Source organism: Pseudomonas sp. BF-B-15, from assembly GCF_019946675.1.
Taxonomy (GTDB): Bacteria; Pseudomonadota; Gammaproteobacteria; order Pseudomonadales; family Pseudomonadaceae; genus Aquipseudomonas; species Aquipseudomonas migulae.
Window position 1 is genome coordinate 12340 of sequence record NZ_JAGYFZ010000029.1, and the last position, 24262, is coordinate 36601.

A 24262-nucleotide genomic window follows, 5' to 3' on the forward strand; every position below is an offset into this window, starting at 1 on the left:
AAGGTCCTCACTCCTTGATGCAATCGACGGTGTATTGCCGCCCATTGCCCTCGTCTTCGTGTTGCAAGCCGTGCACATCGACGACAAACCCCGGGAAACTGCTATCGAACGTGCGGGCAAACGCCAGGTAATCGATGATCGAGCGGGTCGACTCGGTGAAACGTTCGCCGGGCATGATCAACGGGATCCCCGGCGGATACGGCACCAGCATCACCGCGGCGATGCGGCCGTCCAGTGCATCGATGGACACGGCTTCCACCTCGCCACGCACCAGATGATCATAAGCGTCAGCCGGCTTCATGGCGATTTCCGGCAACACGGTGTACATGCGCTTGAGATGTTTGGCCGTGGCATTGCTGCGGTAACAGGCGTGCAGTTGATCGCACAAATCGCGCAGCCCCATACCCTTGTAACGCGCGCCTTCCTGCTGCGCCACGCAGGGCAGGCAGGTCACGAGGCTGACGTTGGCGTCATAACTGCGCTTGAACTCCAGCAACTCGGTCAGCAGCGTGCTCCATTTACCCTTGGTGATGCCCATGGAGAACAGCACCAGAAACGAATAGAGCCCGGTCTTCTCGACCACCAGCCCACGCTCCCAGAGGAATTTGCTGACCACCGCCGCCGGAATCCCGCGCTCGCTCAACGCACCGCCGGCGGTAAGGCCCGGCATCACCAGCGTGACCTTGACCGGATCGAGCAGCACGTAGTCATCGGTCACGCCGCCAAAGCCGTGCCAGTCGGCATCGGGTTGCAGCAGCCAGTCTTCCGTCACCACGCGCTCGATGCCTTCCACCGACGGCGGCTGCCAGATGGAGAACCACCAATCATCAGCGGCAATGTGCTGACGCAAATTCGCCAGTGCCCGACGGAAACTCAGGGCTTCGTCGAACATTTCCTGCAACAGCGAACGACCCGCCGGGCCTTCCATCATCGCCGACGCCACATCCAGAGAGGCGATGATGCTGTACTGCGGCGACGTGGAGATGTGCATCATGAACGCTTCGTTGAAGCGGTCGCGATCCAGTTGCCGCGCACCGCCGTCCTGGACGTGAATCATCGAGGCCTGACTGAACGCCGCCAACAGTTTGTGGGTGGAATGGGTGGTGAACACCAGCGGGCTGTCCGCACTGCGCGCAGTGCCCATGCCGTAACGTCCGGCAAAAAACTCGTGAAACGCCGCATAGGCATACCAGGCCTCATCGAAATGCAGCACCTCGACGCTGTTGCCCAGGCTTTGCTTGATCAGTTCGGCGTTGTAACAGAGGCCGTCGTAGGTCGAATTGGTCACCACTGCCAGTTTGACCTTGGCCGCACGGCCCTTGGTCAACGGGCTGGCGTCGATCTTGGCCTGAATCGATTCGCGGCTGAATTCACTCAGCGGAATCGGGCCGATGATTCCCAGCTCGTTGCGTTCCGGGCACAGGTACAACGGAATCGCGCCGGTCATGATGATCGAGTGCAGCACCGACTTGTGGCAGTTGCGGTCTACCAGCACCAGGTCATCGCGGGCGACCATCGAATGCCAGACGATCTTGTTGGCCGTCGAGGTGCCATTGATCACGAAAAAGGTGTGATCGGCGCCAAAGTTGCGCGCCGCTCGCGCTTCCGCCTCGGCCAGAGGGCCGGTGTGGTCGAGCAGCGAACCGAGTTCCGGCACCGACACCGACAAGTCCGAACGCAGGGTGTTTTCCCCGAAAAACTGGTGAAACGCCTGCCCCACCGGGCTCTTGTGATAGGCCACGCCGCCACCATGGCCGGGCGTGTGCCAGGAATAATTGGAGTCGGCGGTGTGTTGCACCAACGCCTTGAAGAACGGTGGCAGCAGGCCATCCAGGTATTTGCGTGCGGCTCGTGCGACCTGCCGTGCCAGAAACGGCACGGTGTCTTCGAACAAATAGAGAATACCGCGCAGCTGATTGAGCTCGTCCATCGCATCGGCCGGGGCGTTTTCCAGCGTCACCTGCTCGCCCAGCGCGAAAATCGGCAAATCCGGCGCACGCACCCGCGCCAGACCGATCAGTTCGGCCATGTTCTGCAACAGATGGGAGTTGGCGCTGGGGTCTTCGGCGGCGATCAACATGCACGAGAGGCCATGATGGGTCGACGCGACCAACCGCCCTTCGGTGTAATCCACTGCCGAGACAATGCTGAAACCTTCCTGCTCCAGCTCCCGGGCGATGCCACGCACCCGATCACCGGCAACCGTGTCGGCCTTGATGTCGCGATGGACGATCAAGACCGGGAATCTCAAATCTTTATACATGGGGCTCAGTGTCCTGAGGCGGCAGTCCGTAGCCTGCCAATAACCTCAGGGTAGAGGGTTGAGGCGCTTGTGGCGAGTGCAATGCCCCGAAATGGGTCACGAGTGGATCGCATAACCCTGTAGGAGCCGGCTTGCTGCGGGCGGCGTTCCGGCGATCGCGTCCGTTCAGGCAATGAACGTGTCGACTGCCCCGCCGCAATCGCCAGCAAGCTGGCTCCTACAGATTCGATGTCTATCCGCGAGATTCAAGCCTGAGCTTCAGCCTCAAGCAGTTGCTGCCACAGCGATGGTGCACCGGCGGATTTGGCGATGACTTCCAGACGGGCCATGTGCTGCGCCAAATCATCTTCACTGGCGCGGATGATGCGGGTTGGCTGGCGATCGGCCGGCAAACGGCGGATCTCCGTGGCCGAGTTGTCCGCACCTTCGCCGGACCCGTTGCCGTCGGACGCATTGCCGGCCAGCGACAGGCTGGTCTGGCCGCCGGTCATGGTCAGGTAAACGTCGGCGAGAATCTCGGAGTCGAGCAAGGCGCCGTGAAGCTCACGGCCGGAGTTGTCGACGCCATAACGTTTGCACAAGGCGTCGAGGCTGTTGCGCTGCCCCGGGTGACGTTCCCGGGCCATCATCAGGGTGTCGAGGATCGAGCAGTGTTGCGTGATGTCCGCACGATCGTGCTGGCCCATCAGGGCGAATTCGTTGTTGATGAAGCCAACGTCGAACGCCGCGTTATGGATGATCAGCTGCGCGCCCTTGATGAATTCGAAAAACTCATCAGCCACTTCAGTGAAGCGCGGCTTGCCCACCAGGAATTCGTTGGTGATGCCGTGAACGCCGATGGCGCCTTCATCACTCTCGCGGTCCGGTTGCAGGTAAACGTGAAAATGCCGGCCGGTCAGGCGCCGACCGATCAACTCGACACAACCGATTTCGATAATCCGGTGGCCGTCGGTCACCGGCATGCCGGTGGTTTCGGTATCGAGTACAACGGATCTGGTGGCCATCAGTGCTCAGCTCTCAACGGGTCAATCGTGCAAAAACGGCGATGTTAACACGCCCACGGGATCAGGCGTGCGCACAGGCAAATGACTGAAGCTCATGCAGTTTTTAACAATCATTAGCAATGTTCATAAAGTTTGGCAAAGAACGGCTTGATAGCGTGCGCGGCTTGTTTCCGATGGATTTGAGCTCGTCATGACCACCACACAATCGCTACGCCTGCTGGTCCTGGGCGGCTGCCTGATCGCAACCACCGCCCAGGCCACCAGTTTTGTAATCAGCACCGATATCACGTTGAGCCTGACCTTGAGTTCGTCCAAGGGCACGAGCGGATCATTCAAGGACGACAAGATTGTGCTGGCGGCCAAGGATGATGCGGCAGCGTTTGTGGCGAGTGACGGGGAGATTCGCGGGGCGCGGATTGAAGCGGCATTCGAGAGGATTCGTGGCGGGCTGAGCGATCAGTATTCAGACCAACAACTGGCCAACGCCATTTTGATGCTGTGAACACCGATCTTGTAGGAGCCGGCTTGCCGGCGATAGGTCCTGAGCCTTGTATTGATCTCAGGAACGCTATCGCCGGCAAGCCGGCTCCTACAAAGGTCAGGCTTGTTTGTAACCGCGCACTTCATCCACGCCACGGTTAGCCAACTGGTCGGCCCGCTCGTTGCCGTGATGCCCGATGTGCCCGCGCACCCACTTCCAGGTGACGTTGTGGCGGTTGACTTGCTCGTCCAGCAATTTCCACAGGTCAGCATTTTTTACCGGTTCTTTCGCTGCCGTTTTCCAGCCGCGTTTCTTCCAGTTGTCCATCCATTCGTTGATGCCTTTCATCACATACTGCGAGTCTGTCACCAGCAGCACGTCGCAGGAACGCTTCAGTTCTTCCAGCCCGCGAATCGCGCCCATCAGCTCCATACGGTTGTTGGTGGTGTTGGCTTCGCCACCCCAGAGTTCTTTTTCAACGCCCTTGCACACCAGCAATGCGCCCCAGCCGCCTGGGCCAGGATTGCCCTTGCAGGCGCCGTCGGTGAAGAGTTCTACGCTATCGCTCATGCCAATCTATCCAGAAAATGCGGTGGCCCGCCGACCGTTGATCGACGATGCCCGAGGCCGGGACGCGCCCGGCCGGGAATATAAAAAGTGTTACGGCTCGATGTTGCGGCGGTTGACCTTGGCCATCGGCAATGGAATCAACTTGCCCATCGGCTCGCGACGTTCCTGACGAACCGGCCGCAGGCCGACCACGATCTTGCGCGCGACCAATAAATAGAAGCCGCCACCCGACAGTTGCCAATCACCGGCCTTGCGCTCCCAACCGGCCAAACGGGCTTGCCAGGCCGGGGACGCAAGCGGCGGACGATAGCACCCGAAGCGGCGTTTCTCCAGCGCGAAGCCCAGCAGGTTCAGCCAGTCGGCGACCCGCGACGGCGAAATGCACCGCGCCTTGCGCAAGGCGTCATGGGCGAACACGTGGCGCAAGCCCCAGCTGCTCCAGGGGTTGATCCCGATGATCAGCAAATGCCCGCCGGGGCGCACGCTGCTGGCCGCTTCGCGCAGCAAACCATGGGGCGACAGGCAGAAATCCAGGCCGTGCTGCAACACCACCACATCGGCAGCATGCTCGCTCAACGGCCAGGCCTGCTCTTCACACACAATCTCGACGCCCGGCAATGGCGCACCCAGCCGCACATTGCGCTGGACCTGCGGCGCCGACGGCGGTGTCTCGGCCGAAGGACCGTAATGCACCAGATAGCCACCGAAGAAGCGCCCCAGCTCGTCTTCGAGCATGCGTCGTTCTTCGTCCAGCAGAAACTGCCCGATGGGGCCGGACAGCCATTCACGGGCCGCGCTGATCAGGGCCAGCCAGTCAGGATCAGCCTGAGCGAACGCTTTATCAGTCATTGCATTCTCCAACGCGCCAGGAAGTTCTAAGATGCGCCATTGTTTTCCGCTTGGCGAATCCGACGATGATACAGATCAGTGCCCTGCCCGCCTTCACCGACAACTACATCTGGTTGTTGCAAGACCCCGACACGCGACGCTGTGCGGTGGTCGATCCCGGCGATGCCGCGCCGGTCCAGGCCTGGCTCGCGGCGAATCCGGGTTGCGCACTGAGTGATATTTTGATCACTCACCATCATCACGACCATGTCGGCGGCGTCGAACAGTTGAAAAAAGCGACGGACGCGAAGGTCTACGGCCCGGCCAGTGAAACCATCCCGGCGCGGGACGTCGCGCTCAAGGACAACGACCGTATCAACGTGCTCGGCTGCGACTTTGAAGTCATCGAAGTACCCGGTCACACCCTGGGACACATCGCTTTTTATCATCAGGGCCTGCTTTTTTGTGGCGACACCCTGTTCGCCGCCGGTTGCGGGCGGTTGTTCGAAGGCACGCCCGAGCAAATGCACACCTCGCTGACACGCCTCGCGTCGCTTCCCGAGGATACGCAGGTGTATTGCACGCATGAATACACCCTGAGCAACCTGCGTTTCGCCGTAGCGGTCGAGCCCGGCAACCCACATACCGTCGAACGGCTGGCAAAAGTCACCGAACAACGTGCAGCGGGCATCATCACGCTGCCTTCGTCGATCGCTTTGGAAAAGCTGACAAACCCGTTTTTACGTGTCGACGAAACATCTGTTAAAGAAAAAGTGGACGAACGGAATGGCACCTATAACCGGGCTCCGAGTGCGGTTTTTGCTGCTCTGCGCGCTTGGAAGGATAAGTTCTGAGAGGGCTTGCCGTTGGTGCGAAAAATCTGAATGGTTGACCGCAAGGGGTGCACTTTCTAGAATCGCCCGACATTTTTGCCCGGAACTTACTTCCAGCCAATGTCGTCATCTATTCGTAAAGCCATCAATTCAGACGCATTGACCCGCTTGGCTCAAGCCATAGCGGTGGCTGTGTCCGCCACTCTGGCGGGCTGTTCCAGCCATGTGCCGCAGACCGACGCGGCACATACCCCGAACATCGCAGCGCGAGCCAAACAGAAGCCCATCTGGCTCAGCGAAAAGCCTAGCCCGCAAATTCCACAGGACGTCTGGGAGCGCATGCGCCAGGGCTTCCAGTTGCAGGAAGGCCTGGGCGTCAACCCGCGCATCGAGCAACAGCGCCTGTGGTTCGCCAGCAACCCTTCCTTCCTCGAAAACGCCGGCGAACGCGGCAGTCTCTACATTCACTACATCGTCGAACGCCTTGAAGAACGCAACATGCCGCTGGAACTGGCACTCCTGCCAGTGATTGAAAGCGCCTACAACCCTATGGCCTATTCCCGGGCCGACGCGGTTGGCCTGTGGCAATTCATTCCTTCCACCGGGCGTTACTTCAACCTGCGCCAGACCCGTTTCTACGATGGCCGTCGCGACATTACCGCGTCGACCACCGCCGCGATGGATTACCTGACCCGTCTGCACGACATGTTCAACGGCGACTGGCTGCTGGCCCTCGCGGCTTACAACGCGGGTGAAGGTACGGTCAGCCGGGCCATCGAACGTAACGAAAGACTTGGCCTGCCCACCGATTACTGGAACCTGCCACTGCCGTCGGAAACCCAGGCCTATGTGCCGAAGTTGCTGGCCCTGTCGCAAGTGGTCCTGGCGCCCGAAGCCTACGGCGTGAACCTCAACCCGATCGCCAACGAGCCGTATTTCCAGGCCGTCGAAATCAACCAGCGCATGGACCTGTCCAAGGTTGCAGCGGTGGCCAATATCGACGAAGACGAGCTGTTCCAGCTCAACCCGGCCTTCAAGCAGCGCACCACCACTCTGGACGGCCCTCAGCATTTGCTGGTGCCGACGTCCAAGGCGCAACTGCTGACCGCCAGCCTGTCGACCATGCGTCCTGAAGAGCTGATCAGCAAGAAGTCGCTCAAACCGGTGTTCGAAGGCGCAGACGATACCCAGATCGCCAGCCTCAAACGCGCCTACCGCGTGAAACGTGGCGACAACCTCGGCACCATCGCCAAGGCCAACAAGGTCGACGTAAAAGACCTGCAACGCTGGAACAAGCTGACAGGCAAGGACCTCAAGGTTGGCCAGACGCTGGTGATGCAGGACAAGACCAAGCGCAGCTCCGGACGCGTCAACACCGTAGTGGCCGCCAACACCAAGACGAATAGCAAGACGGACACCAAGAAACCGCAGACCCAATACAAGGTCCAGCAAGGTGACTCGCTGTACATCGTGGCCAAGCGTTTCAACGTTGAAATGCAGCACCTCAAGCGCTGGAACCCGCGTGTCGGCCAGGCGCTGAAGCCGGGCCAGATGTTGACGGTTGCTTCGCCGCACTAAAAAAAGCCCCTGACTTCAGGGGCTTTTTTTTGCCCAAACACCATAAAACAGGTTCACACAACCCCTGTAGGAGCCAGCTTGCTGGCGATGGGCTCAAGTGCGCCGCGTTTGACCAGATTTCACGCGTTATCGTTAACGACCATCGCCAGCAAGCCGGCTCCTACAGGGTTTGTGTGCGACGAGCGATCAAATAGGTTTCCAAGCCTCCACAAGGGATCTGCCCCGGCAATTAAGGGGTCGTTAAATCCCCGTCTTTTTCCTGTCCATACAAGCTGTTACTGTACGGCCCACAAAGCCCAAGCCGCCTGGATCGGATCTCTGACTTGAAGCGTCCCCTCCTCCTGCTCCTCATCAGCCTGGCCTTGAGCTCCTCCGCAAGTGCGACGATCAGCGAAAGCCATGGTTATGCGCAGTTCGGCACGCTCAAGTACCCGGCCAGATTTACCCATTTCGACTGGGTCAACCCGCAAGCGCCCAAGGGCGGTACGTTGCGGGTGATGGCGTTTGGCACCTTCGATACGCTCAACCCGTACACCTTCAAGGGCTCAAGCCCGGTTTCCACCGCGAATTTCCTGCAGTACGGCATCAACGAGCTCAACGAGCCGCTGATGGTCGGCACCGGCCAATACGCGCCGTCCGGCGACGAACCCACCTCCAGTTATGGCCTGATCGCCCAATCGGTGGAATACAGCGAAGACCGCAGCTGGGTGGTGTTCAACCTGCGCCCCGAAGCCCGCTTTCACGATGGCACGCCGATCACCGCGTATGACGTCGCGTTCTCTTATCGATTGCTGCTCAAGGAAGGCCATCCGCAATACCGCACCAATCTCCAGGAAGTGTTGCGGGTCGACGTGCTCAACCCACAGCGCATCCGCTTCGTCTTCAAGCGCGCTGGCAATCCACTGCTGATCTTGCGCCTGGGCGAGTTGCCGGTGCTGCCGCAGCATTACTGGAAAGATCGCGACTTCAAGGCCACCACCTTCGAGCCGCCGCTGGGCAGTGGCCCTTATCGCATGACCTCGGTCACGCCCGGGCGCCAGATTGTGTTTGAACGGGTCAAGGATTACTGGGGCAAAGATCTGCCGGTCAATCGCGGCAAGTACAACGTCGACCGCATGGAAGTCGAGTTCTACCGCGACAGCGACGTCGCGTTCGAAGCCTTCAAGGCCGGCGAGTTCGACATCTACATCGAGCATCAGGCGAAAAACTGGGCTAACGGTTACAACTTCCCGGCCGTGCGACGAGGCGATGTCATAAAGGCGCAGATCCCGCACCAGATCCCGACCCAGAGCCAGGGCCTGTTCATGAACACCCGGCGTCCGGCCTTCTCCGACGCAAAGGTGCGCGAAGCGCTGGGGCTGATGTTCGATTTCGAGTGGACCAATCGCACGCTGTTCAGCGGTGCTTACAAACGCGCCATGAGTTACTACCCCAACAGCGAATTCTCGGCCACCGGTCTGCCGGTCGGTCATGAGTGGTTGATGCTCAAGCCGTACCGCGAGCAATTGCCCGCCAAACTGCTCACCGAGCCGTTCAGCCTGCCGCAGACCCAAGGGCGCGGCATTCCGCGGGACACCATGCGCCAGGCCCTGAGCCTGCTCGCCGAGGCCGGCTGGAAGCTCAACGGTCAACGAGTCGAAAACGCCAAGGGCCAGCCGCTCTCGCTTGAGATCCTGCTGGTCAACCCGAATCTGGAACGCATCCTCCAGCCTTATGTCGAGAACCTCGCCAGTATCGGCATCGATGCCCGGTTGCGCACGGTGGACCGCGCCCAGTACAAACAGCGCCTCGACCAGTTCGATTTCGACATGATTCTGATGACCCTGAACCAGACCCTCAGCCCCGGTCTGGAGCAATGGCAGTACTTCCATTCCAGCCAGGTCGGGGTCAAGGGCAGCAAAAATTACGCGGGCATCGCCAACCCGGTGGTTGACCATTTACTCGAGCAATTGCTCGCCGCCCAGACCCGCGATGAACAGGTTGCCGCCGGCAAAGCCCTGGACCGCGTGTTGTTATGGCAGCACTACATCATTCCCAACTGGTACCTCAATTATCACCGCCTGGCCTACCGCAACCGGTTCGCCTTTGTCACCACGCCGCCCTATACGCTGGGCCTGAGCGCGTGGTGGCTGAAATCTTCGGAGAAAGATCGATGAAACCCGTACGCGCCCTGCTCTTGCAGGCCAGCGGCCTGTTGTTCGCCGGGCTGGCCTGCGCCGCGCCGCAACACGCCCTGACCTTGTACAACGAGCCACCGAAATACCCGGCCGACTTCAAGCATTTCGACTACGTGAATCCGGACGCGCCCAAGGGCGGGGTCTTCCGTCAGGCCGGCTTCGGCGGCTTCGACAGCCTCAACCCGTTCATCAGCAAAGGCGTGTCGGCCGGCGACATCGAGCTGATCTACGACACCCTGGCCAAACAGGGACTCGATGAACCGTTCACCGAATATGGATTGGTTGCCGGCAAGATCGAGAAAGCCCCGGACAACAGCTGGGTGCGTTTCTACCTGCGCCCTGAAGCGCGCTTCCACGACGGTCATCCGATTCGTGCCGAAGACGTGGTGTTCAGCTTCGAAACGCTGATCAAGGACGGCGCACCGATGTACCGCGGTTACTACAGCGACGTCGCTGAAGCAGTCGCCGAAGACCCGCTGACCGTGCTGTTCAAGTTCAAGCACACCAACAACCGCGAACTGCCGTTGATCCTCGGCCAGTTGCCGGTACTGCCCAAACACTGGTGGGCGACCCGGGATTTCAACAAGGGCAACCTGGAAATGCCGTTGGGCAGCGGCCCGTACAAGGTCAGCGAGGTGAAGGCCGGGCGCTCGATTCGCTACGAGCGGGTCAAGGATTACTGGGGCAAGGACCTGCCGGCCAACCGAGGTTTCTACAACTTCGACGTGATGACCACCGATTACTACCGCGACAACACCGTGGCCCTGGAAGCACTCAAGGCCGGACAGTTCGATTACTGGCTGGAAATGAGCGCGAAGAACTGGGCCAACGCCTACAACATTCCGGCGGTTGCCGAAGGTCGGTTGAACAAGGAACAGATCCCCAACGGCAACCCGACCGGTATGCAGGGCTTTGTGTTCAACCTGCGCCGCCCGGTGTTCCAGGACGTGCGCGTGCGCCAGGCGCTGACGTTGTTGCTGGACTTTGAATGGACCAACAAGCAGCTGTTCAACGGCGCCTACGTGCGCACCCGCAGTTTCTTTGAAAACTCGGAAATGGCCGCCACCGGTTTACCGGATGCCGATCAGTTGGCCATTCTCGACCCGTTCCGTGGCAAGATCCCCGAACAGGTATTCACCGAGGCCTTCCAGAACCCGGTGACCGACGCCAGCGGCATGATCCGCACGCAGCAGCGCAAGGCTTATCAGCTGTTGCAGGAAGCCGGCTGGCGGATCGTCGACGACAAGATGGTCGACGCCAACGGCAAACCGGTGAACATCGAGTTCCTGCTGGCCCAGACCGAGTTCGAACGGGTGCTACTGCCGTTCAAGCGCAATCTCAGCGACCTGGGGATCGACCTGGTGATTCGCCGGGTCGACGTCTCGCAGTACATCAATCGTGTGCGTTCACGGGACTTCGACATGATTGTCGGCAGCTTCCCGCAATCCAACTCGCCGGGTAACGAACAGCGCGAATTCTGGATGTCTGCCGCCGCCGACAAACCCGGCAGCCGCAACTCCATGGGCCTGAAAGACCCGGTGGTGGACCAACTGGTCGAGCAACTGATCAACGCCGATTCGCGCAAAAGCCTTGTAGCTCACGCCCGTGCACTGGACCGCGTGCTGCAATGGGGTTATTACGTGATCCCCAACTGGCACATCAAGACCTGGCGCGTGGCTTACTGGAACCATATCGGCCACCCGAAAATCTCACCCAAGTACGACATCGGTACGGCCACCTGGTGGATCAAGCCCAACGTGACACCGGCGATAGAAGTCGAAACCAAACTGCAAGCCGACCCTGCGGGCACGGAGTAATAGATGCTGGCGTATATTTTTCGGCGACTGCTGCTGATCATCCCGACGCTGCTCGGCATTTTGCTGATCAACTTCGTGATCATCCAGGCCGCCCCCGGCGGGCCGGTGGAGCAGATGATCGCCAAGCTCGAAGGTTTCGAAGGCGCCACCAGCCGCATTGCCGGCGGTGGTGCAGAGGTGTCGGTGGCCGGCTCGGCCTATCGTGGCGCCCAGGGTCTGGACCCCGCGCTGGTGAAAGAAATCGAGCACATGTATGGCTTCGACAAATCGGCGCCGGAACGTTTGTGGATCATGGTCAAGAACTACGCCACCCTGGATTTCGGCGACAGTTTCTTTCGCGACGCCAAGGTCATCGACCTGATCAAGGAAAAGATGCCGGTGTCGATCTCCCTCGGTCTGTGGAGCACGCTGATCATGTACCTGGTGTCGATCCCGCTGGGGATCGCCAAGGCCACGCGACATGGCAGTCACTTCGACGTCTGGACCAGTTCGGCGATCATCGTCGGTTACGCGATCCCGGCGTTCCTGTTCGCCATTCTGTTGATTGTGGTGTTCGCCGGCGGCAGCTATTTCGACTGGTTCCCGCTTCGGGGACTGACCTCGAACAACTTCGATGAACTGAGCATGGGCGGCAAGATTCTCGATTACTTCTGGCACCTGGCATTGCCGGTGACGGCGCTGGTGATCGGTAACTTCGCCACCATGACCCTGCTGACCAAAAACAGCTTCCTCGATGAAATCAACAAGCAGTACGTGGTCACCGCCAAGGCCAAGGGCCTGACCAATCACCGTGTGCTCTACGGCCACGTGTTCCGCAACGCCATGCTGCTGGTGATTGCCGGTTTCCCGTCGGCGTTCATCGGGATTTTCTTCACCGGTTCGTTGCTGGTGGAGGTGATTTTCTCCCTCGACGGACTGGGGCTGATGAGTTTCGAAGCGGCGATCAACCGTGATTACCCGGTGGTCTTCGGCACGTTGTTCATCTTCACCCTGCTGGGATTGGTGGTGAAACTGATCGGCGATCTGACGTACACCTTTGTCGATCCGCGTATCGACTTCGAAAGCCGGGAGCATTGAGATGAACCTGTCCCCTCTCAATCGCCGGCGTTTCGAACTGTTCAAGGCCAACAAGCGCGGCTGGTGGTCGCTGTGGCTGTTTCTCGTGTTGTTCGGCCTGAGCCTCGGTGCCGAGCTGATCGCCAACGACAAACCCTTGGTGGTGCATTACGACAACAGCTGGTACTTCCCGGCGCTCAAGCGTTACCCGGAGACTACGTTCGGCGGCGAATTCCCGCTGGAAGCCAACTACAAGAGCCCGTATATCCGCGAACTGCTCAAGGCCAAGGATGCGTGGGTGCTATGGGCGCCGATTCCCTACAGCTACCAAAGCATCAACTACGACCTGAAAGTCCCGGCACCGGCGCCGCCGTCGACCGACAACCTGCTGGGCACGGACGATCAGGGGCGCGATGTGTTGGCGCGGGTGATTTACGGCTTCCGGATTTCGGTGCTGTTCGCGCTGACATTGACCATTCTCAGCTCGATCATCGGCGTGATTGCCGGTGCCTTGCAGGGTTTCTATGGCGGCTGGGTCGACCTGGCCGGGCAACGGTTCCTGGAGATCTGGTCCGGGTTGCCGGTGCTGTATCTGCTGATCATTCTCGCCAGCTTCGTCCAGCCGAACTTCTGGTGGCTGCTGGGGATCATGCTGCTGTTTTCGTGGATGAGCCTGGTGGACGTGGTGCGTGCCGAGTTCCTGCGCGGACGCAACCTCGAATACGTGCGCGCGGCCCGGGCGCTGGGGATGCAGAATGGTGCGATCATGTTCCGCCACATCTTGCCCAACGCGATGGTTTCGACCATGACGTTCATGCCGTTCATCCTCACCGGCGCCATCGGCACGCTGACGGCGCTGGACTTCCTGGGTTTCGGCCTGCCGCCGGGCGCGCCGTCGCTCGGTGAGCTGGTGGCCCAGGGCAAATCCAACCTGCAAGCGCCGTGGCTGGGCATGAGCGCGTTTGCGGTGCTGGCGTTGATGTTGAGTCTGCTGGTGTTCATCGGCGAGTCCGCTCGCGATGCCTTCGACCCGAGGAAGTGAAATGAATCAGGACAATCTGATCGAAGTGCGCGACCTGGCCGTCGAATTCGTCGTTGGCGAGCGCTGCCAGCGGGTGGTCGAAGGTGTCAGCTTCGACATCAAGCGCGGCGAAACCCTGGCGTTGGTGGGTGAAAGCGGTTCCGGCAAATCGGTCACCGCGCACTCGATCCTGCGCCTGCTGCCCTACCCGCTCGCCCGGCATCCGTCCGGCACCATCGAGTACTCCGGGCAAGACTTGCTGAGCCTGAAAGAAAAAACCATCCGCCACATCCGTGGCAACCGGATCGCGATGATCTTTCAGGAGCCGATGACTTCGCTCAATCCGCTGCACTCGATCGAGAAGCAGATCAACGAAGTTCTCAGCATCCACAAAGGTTTGATCGGCAAAGTCGCGACCAAACGTACGCTGGAACTGCTGGAAATGGTCGGCATTCCGGAACCCGAGAAGCGCCTGAAAGCCCTGCCCCATGAATTGTCCGGCGGCCAGCGCCAGCGGGTGATGATCGCCATGGCCCTGGCCAACGAGCCGGAGCTGCTGATCGCAGACGAACCGACCACCGCGCTGGACGTGACCGTCCAGCTGAAAATCCTCGAATTGCTCAAGGAATTGCAGACCCGTCTGGGCATGGCATTGTTACTGATCAGTCACGATTTGAACCTTGTGCGAAGAATTGCGCATCGCGTATGTGTCATGCAGCGCGGTTGCATCGTCGAACAGGCATCGTGCGAAGAGTTGTTCCGCGCGCCGCAGCATCCGTACACTCGGGAACTGCTGGCAGCGGAGCCCAGCGGCAAGCCGGCGACCAATGTGATTGGCCCGCCGCTGCTGCAGGTCGAGGACTTGAAAGTCTGGTTCCCGATCAAGAAAGGCTTGCTGAAAAAGACCGTCGATCACATCAAAGCAGTGGACGGGATCAATTTCAGCCTGCCTCAGGGACAGACCCTGGGGATCGTGGGAGAAAGCGGTTCCGGCAAGTCGACACTCGGTTTGGCGATTTTGCGGCTGATTGGCAGCAAAGGTGCGATCCGTTTTGAAGGCAAGCAGCTAGACTGCCTGACGCAACAACAGGTTCGGCCGCTGCGTCGGGAGATGCAGGTGGTGTTTCAGGACCCGTTCGGCAGCCTGAGCCCGCGGATGTGCGTGAGCCAGATCGTTGGCGAAGGCCTGCGGATTCACAAGATGGGCACCGAGGCAGAACAGGAACAAGCGATTATTGCGGCACTCAAGGAGGTAGGTCTGGATCCGGAAACCCGGCACCGCTACCCCCACGAATTTTCCGGCGGGCAGCGGCAGAGAATCGCCATTGCCCGGGCATTAGTGCTAAAACCGGCGCTGATTCTGCTGGACGAGCCGACTTCGGCCCTCGACCGGACAGTGCAGCGCCAAGTGGTGGAGCTTTTGCGTTCACTGCAAACCAAGTACAACCTGACGTATCTGTTTATCAGCCATGACCTGGCTGTCGTCAAAGCGCTGAGCCACCAGCTGATGGTGGTCAAGCATGGCCAAGTGGTCGAACAGGGAGACGCGCAAAGTATCTTTGCCGCCCCCCAACATCCGTATACACAGCAGTTGCTGGAAGCCGCTTTTCTGGCACCAGCCACTGCGCAATAACCTGAAAGAGAGGAGCAACACATGGGTTTTCTCGCCGGTAAGCGCGTACTGATCGTCGGTGTCGCCAGCAAGCTGTCCATCGCATCCGGCATCGCTGCCGCCATGCATCGCGAGGGCGCTGAGCTTGCCTTCACTTATCAGAACGACAAACTCAAGGGTCGTGTCGAAGAGTTCGCACAAAGCTGGGGTTCCAACCCGGACCTGTGCTTCCCGTGCGACGTGGCCAGCGATGAAGAAATCGCCAAGGTCTTCGTTGAGCTGGGCAAGAAGTGGGATGGCCTGGATTGCATCGTGCACTCCGTCGGCTTCGCCCCGGGCGACCAACTGGACGGCGACTTCACCGAAGCCACCACCCGTGAAGGTTTCCGCATTGCTCACGACATCAGCGCCTACAGCTTCGTGGCTTTGGCCAAAGCTGGCCGCGAAATGATGAAAGGCCGCAACGGCAGCCTGCTGACCCTGTCGTACCTGGGTGCCGAGCGCACCATGCCTAACTACAACGTAATGGGCATGGCCAAGGCTTCGCTGGAAGCTGGCGTACGTTACCTGGCCGGCTCCCTGGGCCCGGACGGCACTCGCGTCAACTGCGTATCGGCTGGCCCGATCCGCACCCTCGCCGCTTCCGGCATCAAGAACTTCCGCAAGATGCTGGCCGCCAACGAAGCGCAAACCCCGCTGCGTCGCAACGTCACCATCGAAGAAGTCGGCAACGCCGGCGCCTTCCTGTGCTCGGACCTGGCGTCCGGCATCAGCGGTGAAATCATGTACGTGGACGGTGGTTTCAACACCACGGCCATGGGCAGCCTCGAAGAGTAATCTTCGACGGTAACGAAAAAACCCGCCTCTGTAGGCGGGTTTTTTTGTGCCTGCGATTTCAGACTCAACGCAATCCCCTGTAGGAGCCGGCTTGCTGGCGATAGCGTCCGTTCAGACAATCAATATATCGGCTGACACACCGCCATCGCCAGCAAGCCGGCTCCTACAGGGATTGTGTGTTCAGGTCGATTGAGGTCAGGCAGTTGGCAAATAATTGCTGGATTGGCTGCAAACGTTGGCTGTAGCGCTGCAACAGCACAATCTCGCGGTAGAACGTCAGTTCGCCCAACCGGATGATCCGCACCTTCGCGCCATACTCAAGCCACAACCCAGCCTCAGGAAGCAACGAAACACCCAATCCGCATTCAACCATTTTGACGATGGCTTCCAGTTCATCCAGCTCCAAAGCCACCTGCACATCAATCTGCTGCTCACGCAGGAACCGCGTCACCAGGCGCCCACCGAAGGAATTGCGGTCGTAGCGCACATGGGGATGGTCCGCGAGGATCTGCAACGGGTCATCACCTTCAAGCTCCCGCGGCACGATCAGCACAAACGGTTCCTTGCGAATGACCTGCGCCGACAACTCCTTGGGCAACTCGAACGGCGGCTTGATCAGGATGGCCAGATCAACCTCCCCGGTATCGACCTGGCTCAGCAAATTGAGCGAAACGCCCGGCACCAGTTTCGGCTCCAGCAACGGCGCTTGCTGACGCAGCCGCAACAACGCCTGGGGCAGCAACCCGGTCTGGGCCGTGGCCACTGCGCCAATCTTCAGCTCGCCGCGGTATTCGCTGACGTCATCGCTGACCGCCATGCGACTGAAGGTTTCCAGCATCTCCCGGGCCATCGGCAACGCCCGTTGCCCTGCCGCATTGAGAATCGCCTGACGCCCGGTGCGATCGAATAAACGAATGCCCAACGCCTGTTCCAGATTGCGCATCTGCGCGCTGACTGCCGACTGCGTCAGGCCGATGTGCATGCCGGCGGCGGCGAATGTGCCGTAGCGTGTAACAGCGATGAAGGTTTTCAGTTCACGCAGCATGACGGTCTCGATTGATCGAAATAATTTGAGCTCGATGCAAAAACTATCGTCTTTTAATCGAAAAGCACAGCGCTAAACTCCACCTCAACCACCGTCAATCTGCGAGGCACAGCGATGCAACTCTCCCCTTTTCACTTGGCAATCCCGGTATATGACCTCGCGGCAGCCCGGACTTTTTACCGTGACGTCTTCGGCCTGGAGGAAGGCCGGTCCAGCGACCATTGGGTCGACTTCAATTTTTTCGGCCACCAGTTGGTGATTCACCTGGCGCCCAAAAACGCCTCACAGGAAGCGGCGCATACAAACGCCGTGGACGGGCATGACGTACCGGTGCCGCATTTTGGCGTGGTGCTGGGGATGGATGAGTGGGAGGGTTTGGCTGAACGGCTGAAGGCGCGCGACACCCGATTCGTGATTGAACCGGGTATTCGGTTTCAGGGGTTGGTTGGCGAACAGGCGACGATGTTTTTGTTTGATCCTTGCGGTAACGCGCTGGAGTTCAAAGCGTTCAAGGATATCGGGCAGCTGTTTGCCAAGTGAAGATATGGGTGATTTTGAGGGCCTCATCGCCGGCAAGCCGGTCTCGCTCCCACAAGGATTTGTGCCGGATGCAGGTTTTGTATTCTGCGAAGATCCACTGTGGGAGCGAGCCCGCTCGCGATGAGGCCCGCTCATATACCACCGAAATTCCAGCCTACCGATGCAACGCCCTCTCCGCCTCAATCAGCAGTTCATCGATCGAGTGATGCAGATTAATGTCGTACTCAACCTGGCCAATGCTGAAGCGAATGTCATAACCGCGACGCATCGTGGCATTGCGCTCGTCGAGGATTTCTTCGAGCCGCGACTTGATGGCGCCAATGTCCACGGCGCTTGAACCGGTCAACAAGGCCACAAACTCGTCGTCGCCGAGCCGGCCAATCACATCGTTTTCGCGGAAGGCGATGCGCAGCACGTCGGCAAAGGTTTTCAGCGCGTCATCACCCTCGGCGCGACCGTACAAATAGTTGATGTGCTTGAAATTATCGAGGTCGAAAAACAGCAGCGTGGCCGGCTTTTCCAGTTGCTGACAGGCGTCCAGCCCCAGTTGGGCCAGTGTCGTGAAGCCGTGACGGTTGGACAGCAGCGTCAACTCATCCATGCTCGCCATCTGCACACCAATCACTTCCTGCTCGGCTTTACGGGCCTGATCACGCAGCAATTGACGCGCTTGCTGGGGCGACAGCAACGGGTCTGCGTTAGCGCCGTGTTTTACCGGTTTGCCTGGGTTCAGCATGACTCACTCCATTGGCGGGTATGTTCTTTAGAGTGGTCCATACCCGGTTTGACTCCCGGTTAACGGACCGTCGGTCAACTGCCCACCACCGGACAAGGCCCACCGGCCTCGGCCCAGCGCTTGAATTGAGTGACGAAGATATCGTGCGGCACCGGCACCGGCGCTCGCCCTTCACCCGGATTCCAGCCCCACAGCACCAGTTTGTCGTCGCTTACATGCTTGATCAGCGCGGCGAAATCCCGGTCGCCATTACTGGAGCGGTCCTTGATCATTGCGCACAATTTGTCGGCCGGCAGCCCGATCCAGGCCATTTTGTGCGCCGCAGGCGGCAGGCTCCAGTGCGGCGCACCCGGCGGAGCATGCGGGCCGTAACTGGCCGGCGGATTGCTGTCGGCGTGGCAGGTGGCGCACGGCAAACCGGCCGCGCCCTTGCCGTCCATGCCGCGTACGACGTTCATCGCGTGGGGCGTTCCGGCATCGAACTGCAACGGTGAATCACCGGGAATATGGCAGTTCTGGCAGCGCGGGCTCTGAAACACTTTCTGCACGGTATCGAAAGCCTTCAACGCTTCTCTATCCTCTGAGAACAGGTCCGTGGCGTAGATCGTCAGGAGGATCAGCACCACTGCGCCCAGAATCAGATGTCGCCTCATCTCACACCCCCGACAGTTGCAAGGGCAGTTCGCGCAACCGTTGCCCGGTCAGGGCAAACACTGCGTTGGCCACCGCTGGCGCCGTGGGCGGCACGCCAGCCTCACCGATGCCGCCGGGTTTGTCGGTGCTGGGCACGATATGCACTTCAACCACTGGCATTTCGTTCAGGCGCAGCACCTGATAGTCGTGGTAATTGGACTGCACCACCTGCCCATTCTCGAAGGTCAGTTTGCTGTGCAGGGTAAAGCCGAGGCCGAAGGTGATGGCCGACTCCATTTGCGCCGCGATGCTCATCGGGTTGACCGCAATTCCGCAGTCCACCGCGCACACCACCCGGTGCACGCGGATCTTCAGGTTGTCCTGGGATACCTCCGCAACCTGCGCAACGTAGCTGCCGAACGACTCATGCACCGCGACACCCAGTGCATGCCCATCCGGTAATGGCGCTGTCCAATTGGCCTTCTCGACCGCCAGGTTCAACACACCAAGATGCCGCGCATGGTCCTTGAGCAAGGTTCGCCGGTACTCCACCGGGTCCTTGCCTGCCGCTTCGGCCAGCTCATCGATCAGCGACTCCATCACGAACGCCGTGTGGGTGTGTCCGACCGAACGCAACCACAACACGGTGATGCCGGTTTTCGGCGAATGCAGTTCCACTTGATGATCGGCCAAGCCCTCGATGTAAGGGCTGTCGACAACGCCTTCGACCGACGTTTTGTCGATACCGTCCTTGACCATGGTGGCCGCAAACGCTGTGCCGTCCATGATCGACTGCCCGACCATCACGTGCTTCCACGCCATCGGCATTCCACTGGCATCCAGGCCGATACGCGCCTGATGCAGGAACGCCGAGCGGTAATAGCCGCCACGAATGTCGTCCTCACGCGACCACACCGTTTTCACCGGGCCGCCCGCCGCCTTCGCGACCTCCACCGCCTCAGCGACAAAGTCCGAAGTCGGGTTGGCCCGCCGGCCGAAACCGCCGCCCAGAAACTCGGTATGAATCTCGACCTGCTCGGGTTTGAGCCCGGTTATTTTTCCCGCGATCATCTGCTCCAGCGTCTGGAACTGCGTACCGGTCCAGATTTCGCATTTGTCCTGGGTGATTTTCACCGTGCAATTGAGCGGTTCCATTGGCGCATGAGCCAGGTACGGCACGCTGTACTCGACGTCAATCGCCTTCGCTGCCTTGCGCAAAGCGCCCTGTGCATCCCCGGCCTTGCTGGCCGAAGTGCCCGGCGTGGCGGCGAGTTTGCGAAAGCTCTCCAGCAGATGTTGGCTGTCTAGCCCGATGTTCGGTCCCAGATCCCAATCGACCTTCAGCGCATCGCGCCCCAGTTTCGCCGCCCAGTAATGATCGGCAATCACCGCGACGCCCGTCGGCACCTGCACCACTTTGTGCACGCCCGGGATCTCCAGCGCTTGCGCGCCTTCAAAGGATTTGACGCTGCCACCGAACACCGGCGCGCGGGCAACCATCGCGGTCATGAGTCCGTCGAACTGCACGTCCATCCCGAATTTGGCTCGCCCGGTGATTTTCTCCGGTGTGTCCAGGCGTTTGGTCGGTTTGCCGATGACCTTCCAGTCTTTCGCCTCCTTGAACTTGATCGACGCCGGGTCCGGTGCCAGCAGCTTGCCCGCGTCATCGGCCAGTTCGCCGTACGTGGCGCGGTGGTCGCCGGCAATGACCACACCCGACTCGGTGCGAATTTCCGAAGGCGCGACATTGAAGCGCTTGGCGGCGGCTTCGATCAGCATCAACCGCGCCGCCGCGCCCGCCTGACGGTAACGATCGAACTCCATCCAGGTCGAGGTCGAACCGCCAGTGATTTGCATCCCGCCAAACCCGGGCAGACCATAGTCGGCGGCCGACGCCGGGGCGTGTTCGACGCGGATTTTCGACCAGTCGGCGTCCAGCTCTTCGGCGATCAGCATGGTCAGGCCGGTCCAGATGCCCTGGCCCATTTCAGAATGGCCGAGCAGCACGGTGACGCTGTTGTCGTTACCGATTCGTAAAAATGCATTGGGCGCGAAGACGTTGCCCTGATTCTCGGCGCCCATGGCAAAACGGTGGGTGCCGGGGATGACAAAGGCGATCACCAGCCCACCGCCCAGCACTGCGCTGCCCTTGAGAAAACCACGGCGCGATAACGGATTGATGCTGTTCATGGCGCATGACTCCCGTCAACCGATGTCGGCGGCGCGTTTGACCGCGGCACGAATCCTCGGGTAGGTGCCGCAGCGGCAGATGTTGCCGGAGAGCGCCTGGTCGATGTCGCTGTCGGTGGGCTTGGGGATCTTCGCCAGCAGCGCCGCCGCCGACATGATCTGCCCGGACTGGCAGTAGCCACACTGGACCACATCGAGTTCGGCCCAGGCTTGTTGCACCGGGTGCGAACCGTCGGTGGACAGGCCTTCAATGGTGAGAATTTTTTGCCCATGGGCCACCGCCGTGGCGGGCGTGATGCAGGAGCGCAGCGGCGCCCCGTCGACATGCACGGTGCAGGCACCGCACTGGGCCATGCCGCAACCGAATTTGGTACCGGTCAGGTGCGTGACATCGCGCAGGACCCAAAGCAGCGGCATGTCCGCAGGGACATCCAGTGCCTGATCCTTGCCATTGATGTTGAGGGTCAGCATGGCGAATTCCTCAGACTCACGGCCCATGTAGGAGCGAAGCTTGCTCGCGAAGGCGGTGTATCAGACGACTTCCATGTCAAATGACACGGCCCCTTCGCGAGCAAGCTTCGCTCCTACAGGTAGCGCTGTTTGGGTTATCCCTATAGCTAAGCGCAAATTGCCGGGCGAGACCGGTTCATCGACCACCGGTACTCTCAAAACCACCCCAAACCTGTAGGAGCCAGCTTGCTGGCGAAGCGGTTTTATGGCCGCTGCCGCTTCGCCAGCAAGCTGGCTCCTACAGGTTGCGTCGGGGCTTAGAAATCGGTGGACACCGACACTTCGCGCCAGGCCTGCAACTCACCGGCGACATAGGCGTTCTTGGCTTCGATCGCCGCGACGCAGTCACTGCCCAGCGGCAGGCGCAGCGGTGCTTTTTGCGCTTCCACCAGGGTGATCATGACCTGGGCCAGTTTGTCCGGATCACCAGGCTGATTCAGGGTCACGGCCTTGGCAATCTTGCGTACTTCGCCCGCAGTGCCGTCGTAGTCGGCAATCGAGGACGGCGATTCGACCAGCGAATTGCCTTCGAGAAACTCCGTGCGGAAATAGCCCGGTTCAACGATGGTGACCTTGACGCCCAGCGGCTCCAGCTCGGCATGCAGCGCTTCACTCAAGCCTTCGACGGCGAATTTGGTCGAGCAGTAAACACCGAATCCCGCCCCGGATCTGTAACCTCCCACCGATGACAGGTTGATCACATGCCCGCTGCGAGCGGCGCGCATGTAAGGCAGGACGGCGCGAGTGACGTTCATCAAACCGAAGACATTGGTTTCGTACACGCGGCGTACTTCATCGGCAGTGGCTTCTTCTACTGCGCCGAGCAAACCGAAACCGGCGTTGTTGACCAGCACGTCGATGCGTCCGAAGTGCTCGATGGCGGCTTTTGCGACCGCAACGCTTTGCGCTTCGTCAGTGACGTCGAGGGTGACGGCCAGCAAACCGGGTTGATCGCCAAAACGCTGAGTGATGCTGTTGGCATCGCGGGCGGTGGCAACCACCGCGTCACCGTTGCCCAGCGCGGCGGCGGCGATTTTTGCGCCGATACCGCGAGAAGCGCCTGTGATGAGCCAGATACGCTTGAAGTTATTGGAGGTGGTCATGAGCGTGTTCCTTGTGTGCAGTGGGGGTAGGCACAAGGTACGCAGGAAGATTGCCCGGAAAAATGCCCTCGTGTTACAAGCACTATGAAACGCTCTTTCATAATGGCACCGCGATGAATCACGATCCTTTCGATGGCTTGACCGAATTTCTGGCGGTGGCCGAGCACAAGAGTTTCACCCTCGCCGCGACCCGATTGGCGGTCACCCCCACGGCTGTCAGCCATGCGATCAAATTGCTCGAGCGCCGTACGGGCGTGTTGCTGTTCCAGCGCACCACACGCCGGGTGGCGTTGACTGAAGCCGGGGCCAGCCTGTTTGCGCGGTTGCGGCCTGCGGCCAGTGAAATCGATGAGGCGCTGGCGGTACTCAGCGGCTTTCGCGACCAGCCCATGGGCACGCTGCGCCTCACTGCACCGAGGCTGTCCGGGGCCTTGTTGATGGAGCCGCTGATTCCGCTGTTTCGCGAGGCTTATCCGCAAGTCACCCTCGACATCTCTCTTGATGACGCCACGGTGGACCTGATGGCTGGCGGTTTCGATGCCGGGATCCGCCTGGGCGAGTCCATCGAAAAAGACATGGTCGCGGTGCGCCTCACGCCGGATCTGCAATGGTCGGTGGTGGGTGCGCCGGAGTACTTCGCCAAGGCAGGCAAACCGGCCAGCCCTGAAGACCTGACCCGCCATCAATGCATCGGCTTTCGCTTTTCGACCTCGGGGAGCGCACACCGCTGGGAGTTTCGCCGCGAGGGGCGCGATTTTACGGTGGGTGTCGAGGGCGGCGTGATCGTCAATGACCGAAGGTTGCTGGTGGCTGCCGCCCGTAGCGGTTCGGGCCTGGCGTATGCCTGCGATCTGGAAATCGCCGATGAGTTGGCGGACGGCCGACTGGTGCGGGTGCTGCAACCGTTCGTGCCACTGAGTTCGGCGCTGTACCTGTATTTCCCCGGCAGAACCCAGACTCAACCGAAGTTGCGCGCCTTTATCGACCTGGCCACCCGCTGGATCGCCGAACAGGGTGGTCTGGGACGAGGCTAGCGTCTCGGTACAAACAAAATGCCGGTCTGATGCCTCAAACCGCTGCGGTGACCAAACCTTTGCCCATCCGATGCTGGGCCAGCAGGCGCATGACATAGCCGATCTTGATCAGGGTCGGCCCGATGATGGTCATGGCATGCATCGCGACCAACACCACGATCGGCAGGTGTCCGGCGTAGAGATAAGCGCCGTAGATGCCTGCCAGCAACAGCGCCAGGCCCGCGCCCAACATGTTGCTCGACAGGTGCAAGACATTCTGAGGATTGCTGAAGTAAGCGAACATATTTCCGTACTCCCGAATCAGACCAGTTGTACGTTTGTTACTTCAGGTTTCGTGCCAGTTTTTTAAGCTATAAAAATCAACACGCTGCGACGAAGGCAGTCAATTTGACCT

At 60.1% G+C, this 24262-nt stretch carries 22 protein-coding genes; 11 read left to right on the forward strand and 11 right to left on the reverse strand.

Annotated features, from left to right (window positions below):
* Window positions 1–7: 7 nt before the first annotated feature.
* Both KGA97_RS11955 and dnaQ read right to left on the reverse strand, forming a co-directional pair.
* Window positions 8–2263 (reverse strand): Orn/Lys/Arg decarboxylase N-terminal domain-containing protein, encoded by a 2256-nt coding sequence (locus tag KGA97_RS11955; RefSeq protein WP_223480825.1) that lies wholly within the window; start codon window positions 2261–2263, stop codon window positions 8–10.
* A gap of 245 nt (window positions 2264–2508) precedes the next feature.
* The gene (dnaQ, locus tag KGA97_RS11960; RefSeq protein WP_008038265.1) at window positions 2509–3267 is read right to left on the reverse strand and encodes a DNA polymerase III subunit epsilon; all 759 of its coding nucleotides are present in this window, start codon (window positions 3265–3267) and stop codon (window positions 2509–2511) included.
* A 190-nt stretch (window positions 3268–3457) separates the two neighbouring features.
* Here dnaQ and KGA97_RS11965 point away from each other — a divergent pair, with 190 nt between their 5' ends.
* Window positions 3458–3769 (forward strand): DUF2388 domain-containing protein, encoded by a 312-nt coding sequence (locus KGA97_RS11965; protein WP_008038263.1) that lies wholly within the window; start codon window positions 3458–3460, stop codon window positions 3767–3769.
* 96 nt (window positions 3770–3865) lie between these two features.
* On the opposite strand, the gene rnhA is transcribed toward KGA97_RS11965, so the two are convergent.
* Complete coding sequence (rnhA, locus tag KGA97_RS11970) at window positions 3866–4318, reverse strand: ribonuclease HI (protein ID WP_008028618.1); 453 nt, start codon at window positions 4316–4318, stop codon at window positions 3866–3868.
* A gap of 90 nt (window positions 4319–4408) precedes the next feature.
* Entirely contained in the window at window positions 4409–5167 is a 759-nt protein-coding gene (locus tag KGA97_RS11975; RefSeq protein ID WP_008038260.1) for a methyltransferase domain-containing protein, read from the reverse strand.
* A 65-nt stretch (window positions 5168–5232) separates the two neighbouring features.
* Here KGA97_RS11975 and gloB point away from each other — a divergent pair, with 65 nt between their 5' ends.
* The 8 genes from gloB to fabI all read left to right on the forward strand — a co-directional run bounded on the left by gloB (window position 5233) and on the right by fabI (window position 16077).
* Complete coding sequence (gloB, locus tag KGA97_RS11980) at window positions 5233–6000, forward strand: hydroxyacylglutathione hydrolase (RefSeq protein ID WP_223480826.1); 768 nt, start codon at window positions 5233–5235, stop codon at window positions 5998–6000.
* Between the two features lie 99 nt (window positions 6001–6099).
* Window positions 6100–7557 carry a transglycosylase SLT domain-containing protein gene (locus KGA97_RS11985; RefSeq protein ID WP_008028633.1) on the forward strand — a complete coding sequence of 486 codons (1458 nt, stop codon included), beginning with the start codon at window positions 6100–6102 and terminating at the stop codon, window positions 7555–7557.
* A gap of 341 nt (window positions 7558–7898) precedes the next feature.
* Window positions 7899–9713, forward strand: coding sequence for an extracellular solute-binding protein (locus KGA97_RS11990; protein WP_411738681.1), 1815 nt, complete (start codon window positions 7899–7901; stop codon window positions 9711–9713).
* Window positions 9710–11551, forward strand: coding sequence for an extracellular solute-binding protein (locus KGA97_RS11995; protein ID WP_192227362.1), 1842 nt, complete (start codon window positions 9710–9712; stop codon window positions 11549–11551). Before KGA97_RS11990 ends, KGA97_RS11995 begins: the two co-directional genes overlap by 4 nt.
* Window positions 11552–11554: 3 nt before the next feature.
* Window positions 11555–12628, forward strand: a complete 1074-nt coding sequence (locus KGA97_RS12000) for a microcin C ABC transporter permease YejB (protein ID WP_008028636.1) — start codon at window positions 11555–11557, stop codon at window positions 12626–12628.
* Between the two features lies 1 nt (window position 12629).
* On the forward strand, window positions 12630–13649 hold the full coding sequence (locus KGA97_RS12005; RefSeq protein ID WP_008028637.1) for an ABC transporter permease: 1020 nt from the start codon (window positions 12630–12632) through the stop codon (window positions 13647–13649).
* Window position 13650: 1 nt separating this feature from the next.
* Window positions 13651–15261 carry an ABC transporter ATP-binding protein gene (locus KGA97_RS12010; RefSeq protein ID WP_207286645.1) on the forward strand — a complete coding sequence of 537 codons (1611 nt, stop codon included), beginning with the start codon at window positions 13651–13653 and terminating at the stop codon, window positions 15259–15261.
* A gap of 21 nt (window positions 15262–15282) precedes the next feature.
* The gene (fabI, locus tag KGA97_RS12015; RefSeq protein ID WP_008028639.1) at window positions 15283–16077 is read left to right on the forward strand and encodes an enoyl-ACP reductase FabI; all 795 of its coding nucleotides are present in this window, start codon (window positions 15283–15285) and stop codon (window positions 16075–16077) included.
* A gap of 163 nt (window positions 16078–16240) precedes the next feature.
* Here the strand turns inward: fabI and KGA97_RS12020 are convergent, their stop codons facing one another.
* Window positions 16241–17122 carry a LysR family transcriptional regulator gene (locus tag KGA97_RS12020; protein ID WP_223480828.1) on the reverse strand — a complete coding sequence of 294 codons (882 nt, stop codon included), beginning with the start codon at window positions 17120–17122 and terminating at the stop codon, window positions 16241–16243.
* A 114-nt stretch (window positions 17123–17236) separates the two neighbouring features.
* On the opposite strand from KGA97_RS12020, the gene KGA97_RS12025 reads away from it, so the two are divergent.
* Window positions 17237–17662 (forward strand): VOC family protein, encoded by a 426-nt coding sequence (locus KGA97_RS12025; protein WP_192227364.1) that lies wholly within the window; start codon window positions 17237–17239, stop codon window positions 17660–17662.
* A 154-nt stretch (window positions 17663–17816) separates the two neighbouring features.
* Here KGA97_RS12025 and KGA97_RS12030 read toward each other — a convergent pair whose 3' ends face one another.
* The 5 genes from KGA97_RS12030 to KGA97_RS12050 form a co-directional block, all read right to left on the reverse strand.
* Window positions 17817–18398 carry a GGDEF domain-containing protein gene (locus KGA97_RS12030; RefSeq protein ID WP_008038246.1) on the reverse strand — a complete coding sequence of 194 codons (582 nt, stop codon included), beginning with the start codon at window positions 18396–18398 and terminating at the stop codon, window positions 17817–17819.
* Window positions 18399–18472: 74 nt separating this feature from the next.
* Complete coding sequence (locus KGA97_RS12035) at window positions 18473–19051, reverse strand: hypothetical protein (protein WP_008038245.1); 579 nt, start codon at window positions 19049–19051, stop codon at window positions 18473–18475.
* 1 nt (window position 19052) lies between these two features.
* Window positions 19053–21221: a xanthine dehydrogenase family protein molybdopterin-binding subunit gene (locus KGA97_RS12040; RefSeq protein WP_223480829.1), complete on the reverse strand. Its 2169-nt coding sequence runs from the start codon at window positions 21219–21221 to the stop codon at window positions 19053–19055.
* Window positions 21222–21236: 15 nt separating this feature from the next.
* Window positions 21237–21692, reverse strand: coding sequence for a (2Fe-2S)-binding protein (locus tag KGA97_RS12045; RefSeq protein WP_223434604.1), 456 nt, complete (start codon window positions 21690–21692; stop codon window positions 21237–21239).
* A 296-nt stretch (window positions 21693–21988) separates the two neighbouring features.
* Complete coding sequence (locus tag KGA97_RS12050) at window positions 21989–22834, reverse strand: oxidoreductase (protein WP_223480830.1); 846 nt, start codon at window positions 22832–22834, stop codon at window positions 21989–21991.
* A gap of 113 nt (window positions 22835–22947) precedes the next feature.
* Here KGA97_RS12050 and KGA97_RS12055 point away from each other — a divergent pair, with 113 nt between their 5' ends.
* Window positions 22948–23868: a LysR family transcriptional regulator gene (locus KGA97_RS12055; protein ID WP_223480831.1), complete on the forward strand. Its 921-nt coding sequence runs from the start codon at window positions 22948–22950 to the stop codon at window positions 23866–23868.
* Window positions 23869–23902: 34 nt separating this feature from the next.
* Here the strand turns inward: KGA97_RS12055 and KGA97_RS12060 are convergent, their stop codons facing one another.
* Window positions 23903–24151, reverse strand: coding sequence for a transmembrane sensor/regulator PpyR (locus tag KGA97_RS12060; protein WP_192227370.1), 249 nt, complete (start codon window positions 24149–24151; stop codon window positions 23903–23905).
* Window positions 24152–24262: the final 111 nt, after the last annotated feature.

Coding starts and splice junctions, on each gene's coding strand:
- KGA97_RS11955 (WP_223480825.1), bottom strand. CDS start 2,263: ATGTATAAAGATTTGAGATTCCCGGTCTTGATCGTCCATCGCGACATC.
- dnaQ (WP_008038265.1), bottom strand. CDS start 3,267: ATGGCCACCAGATCCGTTGTACTCGATACCGAAACCACCGGCATGCCG.
- KGA97_RS11965 (WP_008038263.1), top strand. CDS start 3,458: ATGACCACCACACAATCGCTACGCCTGCTGGTCCTGGGCGGCTGCCTG.
- rnhA (WP_008028618.1), bottom strand. CDS start 4,318: ATGAGCGATAGCGTAGAACTCTTCACCGACGGCGCCTGCAAGGGCAAT.
- KGA97_RS11975 (WP_008038260.1), bottom strand. CDS start 5,167: ATGACTGATAAAGCGTTCGCTCAGGCTGATCCTGACTGGCTGGCCCTG.
- gloB (WP_223480826.1), top strand. CDS start 5,233: ATGATACAGATCAGTGCCCTGCCCGCCTTCACCGACAACTACATCTGG.
- KGA97_RS11985 (WP_008028633.1), top strand. CDS start 6,100: ATGTCGTCATCTATTCGTAAAGCCATCAATTCAGACGCATTGACCCGC.
- KGA97_RS11995 (WP_192227362.1), top strand. CDS start 9,710: ATGAAACCCGTACGCGCCCTGCTCTTGCAGGCCAGCGGCCTGTTGTTC.
- KGA97_RS12000 (WP_008028636.1), top strand. CDS start 11,555: ATGCTGGCGTATATTTTTCGGCGACTGCTGCTGATCATCCCGACGCTG.
- KGA97_RS12005 (WP_008028637.1), top strand. CDS start 12,630: ATGAACCTGTCCCCTCTCAATCGCCGGCGTTTCGAACTGTTCAAGGCC.
- KGA97_RS12010 (WP_207286645.1), top strand. CDS start 13,651: ATGAATCAGGACAATCTGATCGAAGTGCGCGACCTGGCCGTCGAATTC.
- fabI (WP_008028639.1), top strand. CDS start 15,283: ATGGGTTTTCTCGCCGGTAAGCGCGTACTGATCGTCGGTGTCGCCAGC.
- KGA97_RS12020 (WP_223480828.1), bottom strand. CDS start 17,122: ATGCTGCGTGAACTGAAAACCTTCATCGCTGTTACACGCTACGGCACA.
- KGA97_RS12025 (WP_192227364.1), top strand. CDS start 17,237: ATGCAACTCTCCCCTTTTCACTTGGCAATCCCGGTATATGACCTCGCG.
- KGA97_RS12030 (WP_008038246.1), bottom strand. CDS start 18,398: ATGCTGAACCCAGGCAAACCGGTAAAACACGGCGCTAACGCAGACCCG.
- KGA97_RS12035 (WP_008038245.1), bottom strand. CDS start 19,051: ATGAGGCGACATCTGATTCTGGGCGCAGTGGTGCTGATCCTCCTGACG.
- KGA97_RS12040 (WP_223480829.1), bottom strand. CDS start 21,221: ATGAACAGCATCAATCCGTTATCGCGCCGTGGTTTTCTCAAGGGCAGC.
- KGA97_RS12045 (WP_223434604.1), bottom strand. CDS start 21,692: ATGCTGACCCTCAACATCAATGGCAAGGATCAGGCACTGGATGTCCCT.
- KGA97_RS12050 (WP_223480830.1), bottom strand. CDS start 22,834: ATGACCACCTCCAATAACTTCAAGCGTATCTGGCTCATCACAGGCGCT.
- KGA97_RS12055 (WP_223480831.1), top strand. CDS start 22,948: ATGAATCACGATCCTTTCGATGGCTTGACCGAATTTCTGGCGGTGGCC.
- KGA97_RS12060 (WP_192227370.1), bottom strand. CDS start 24,151: ATGTTCGCTTACTTCAGCAATCCTCAGAATGTCTTGCACCTGTCGAGC.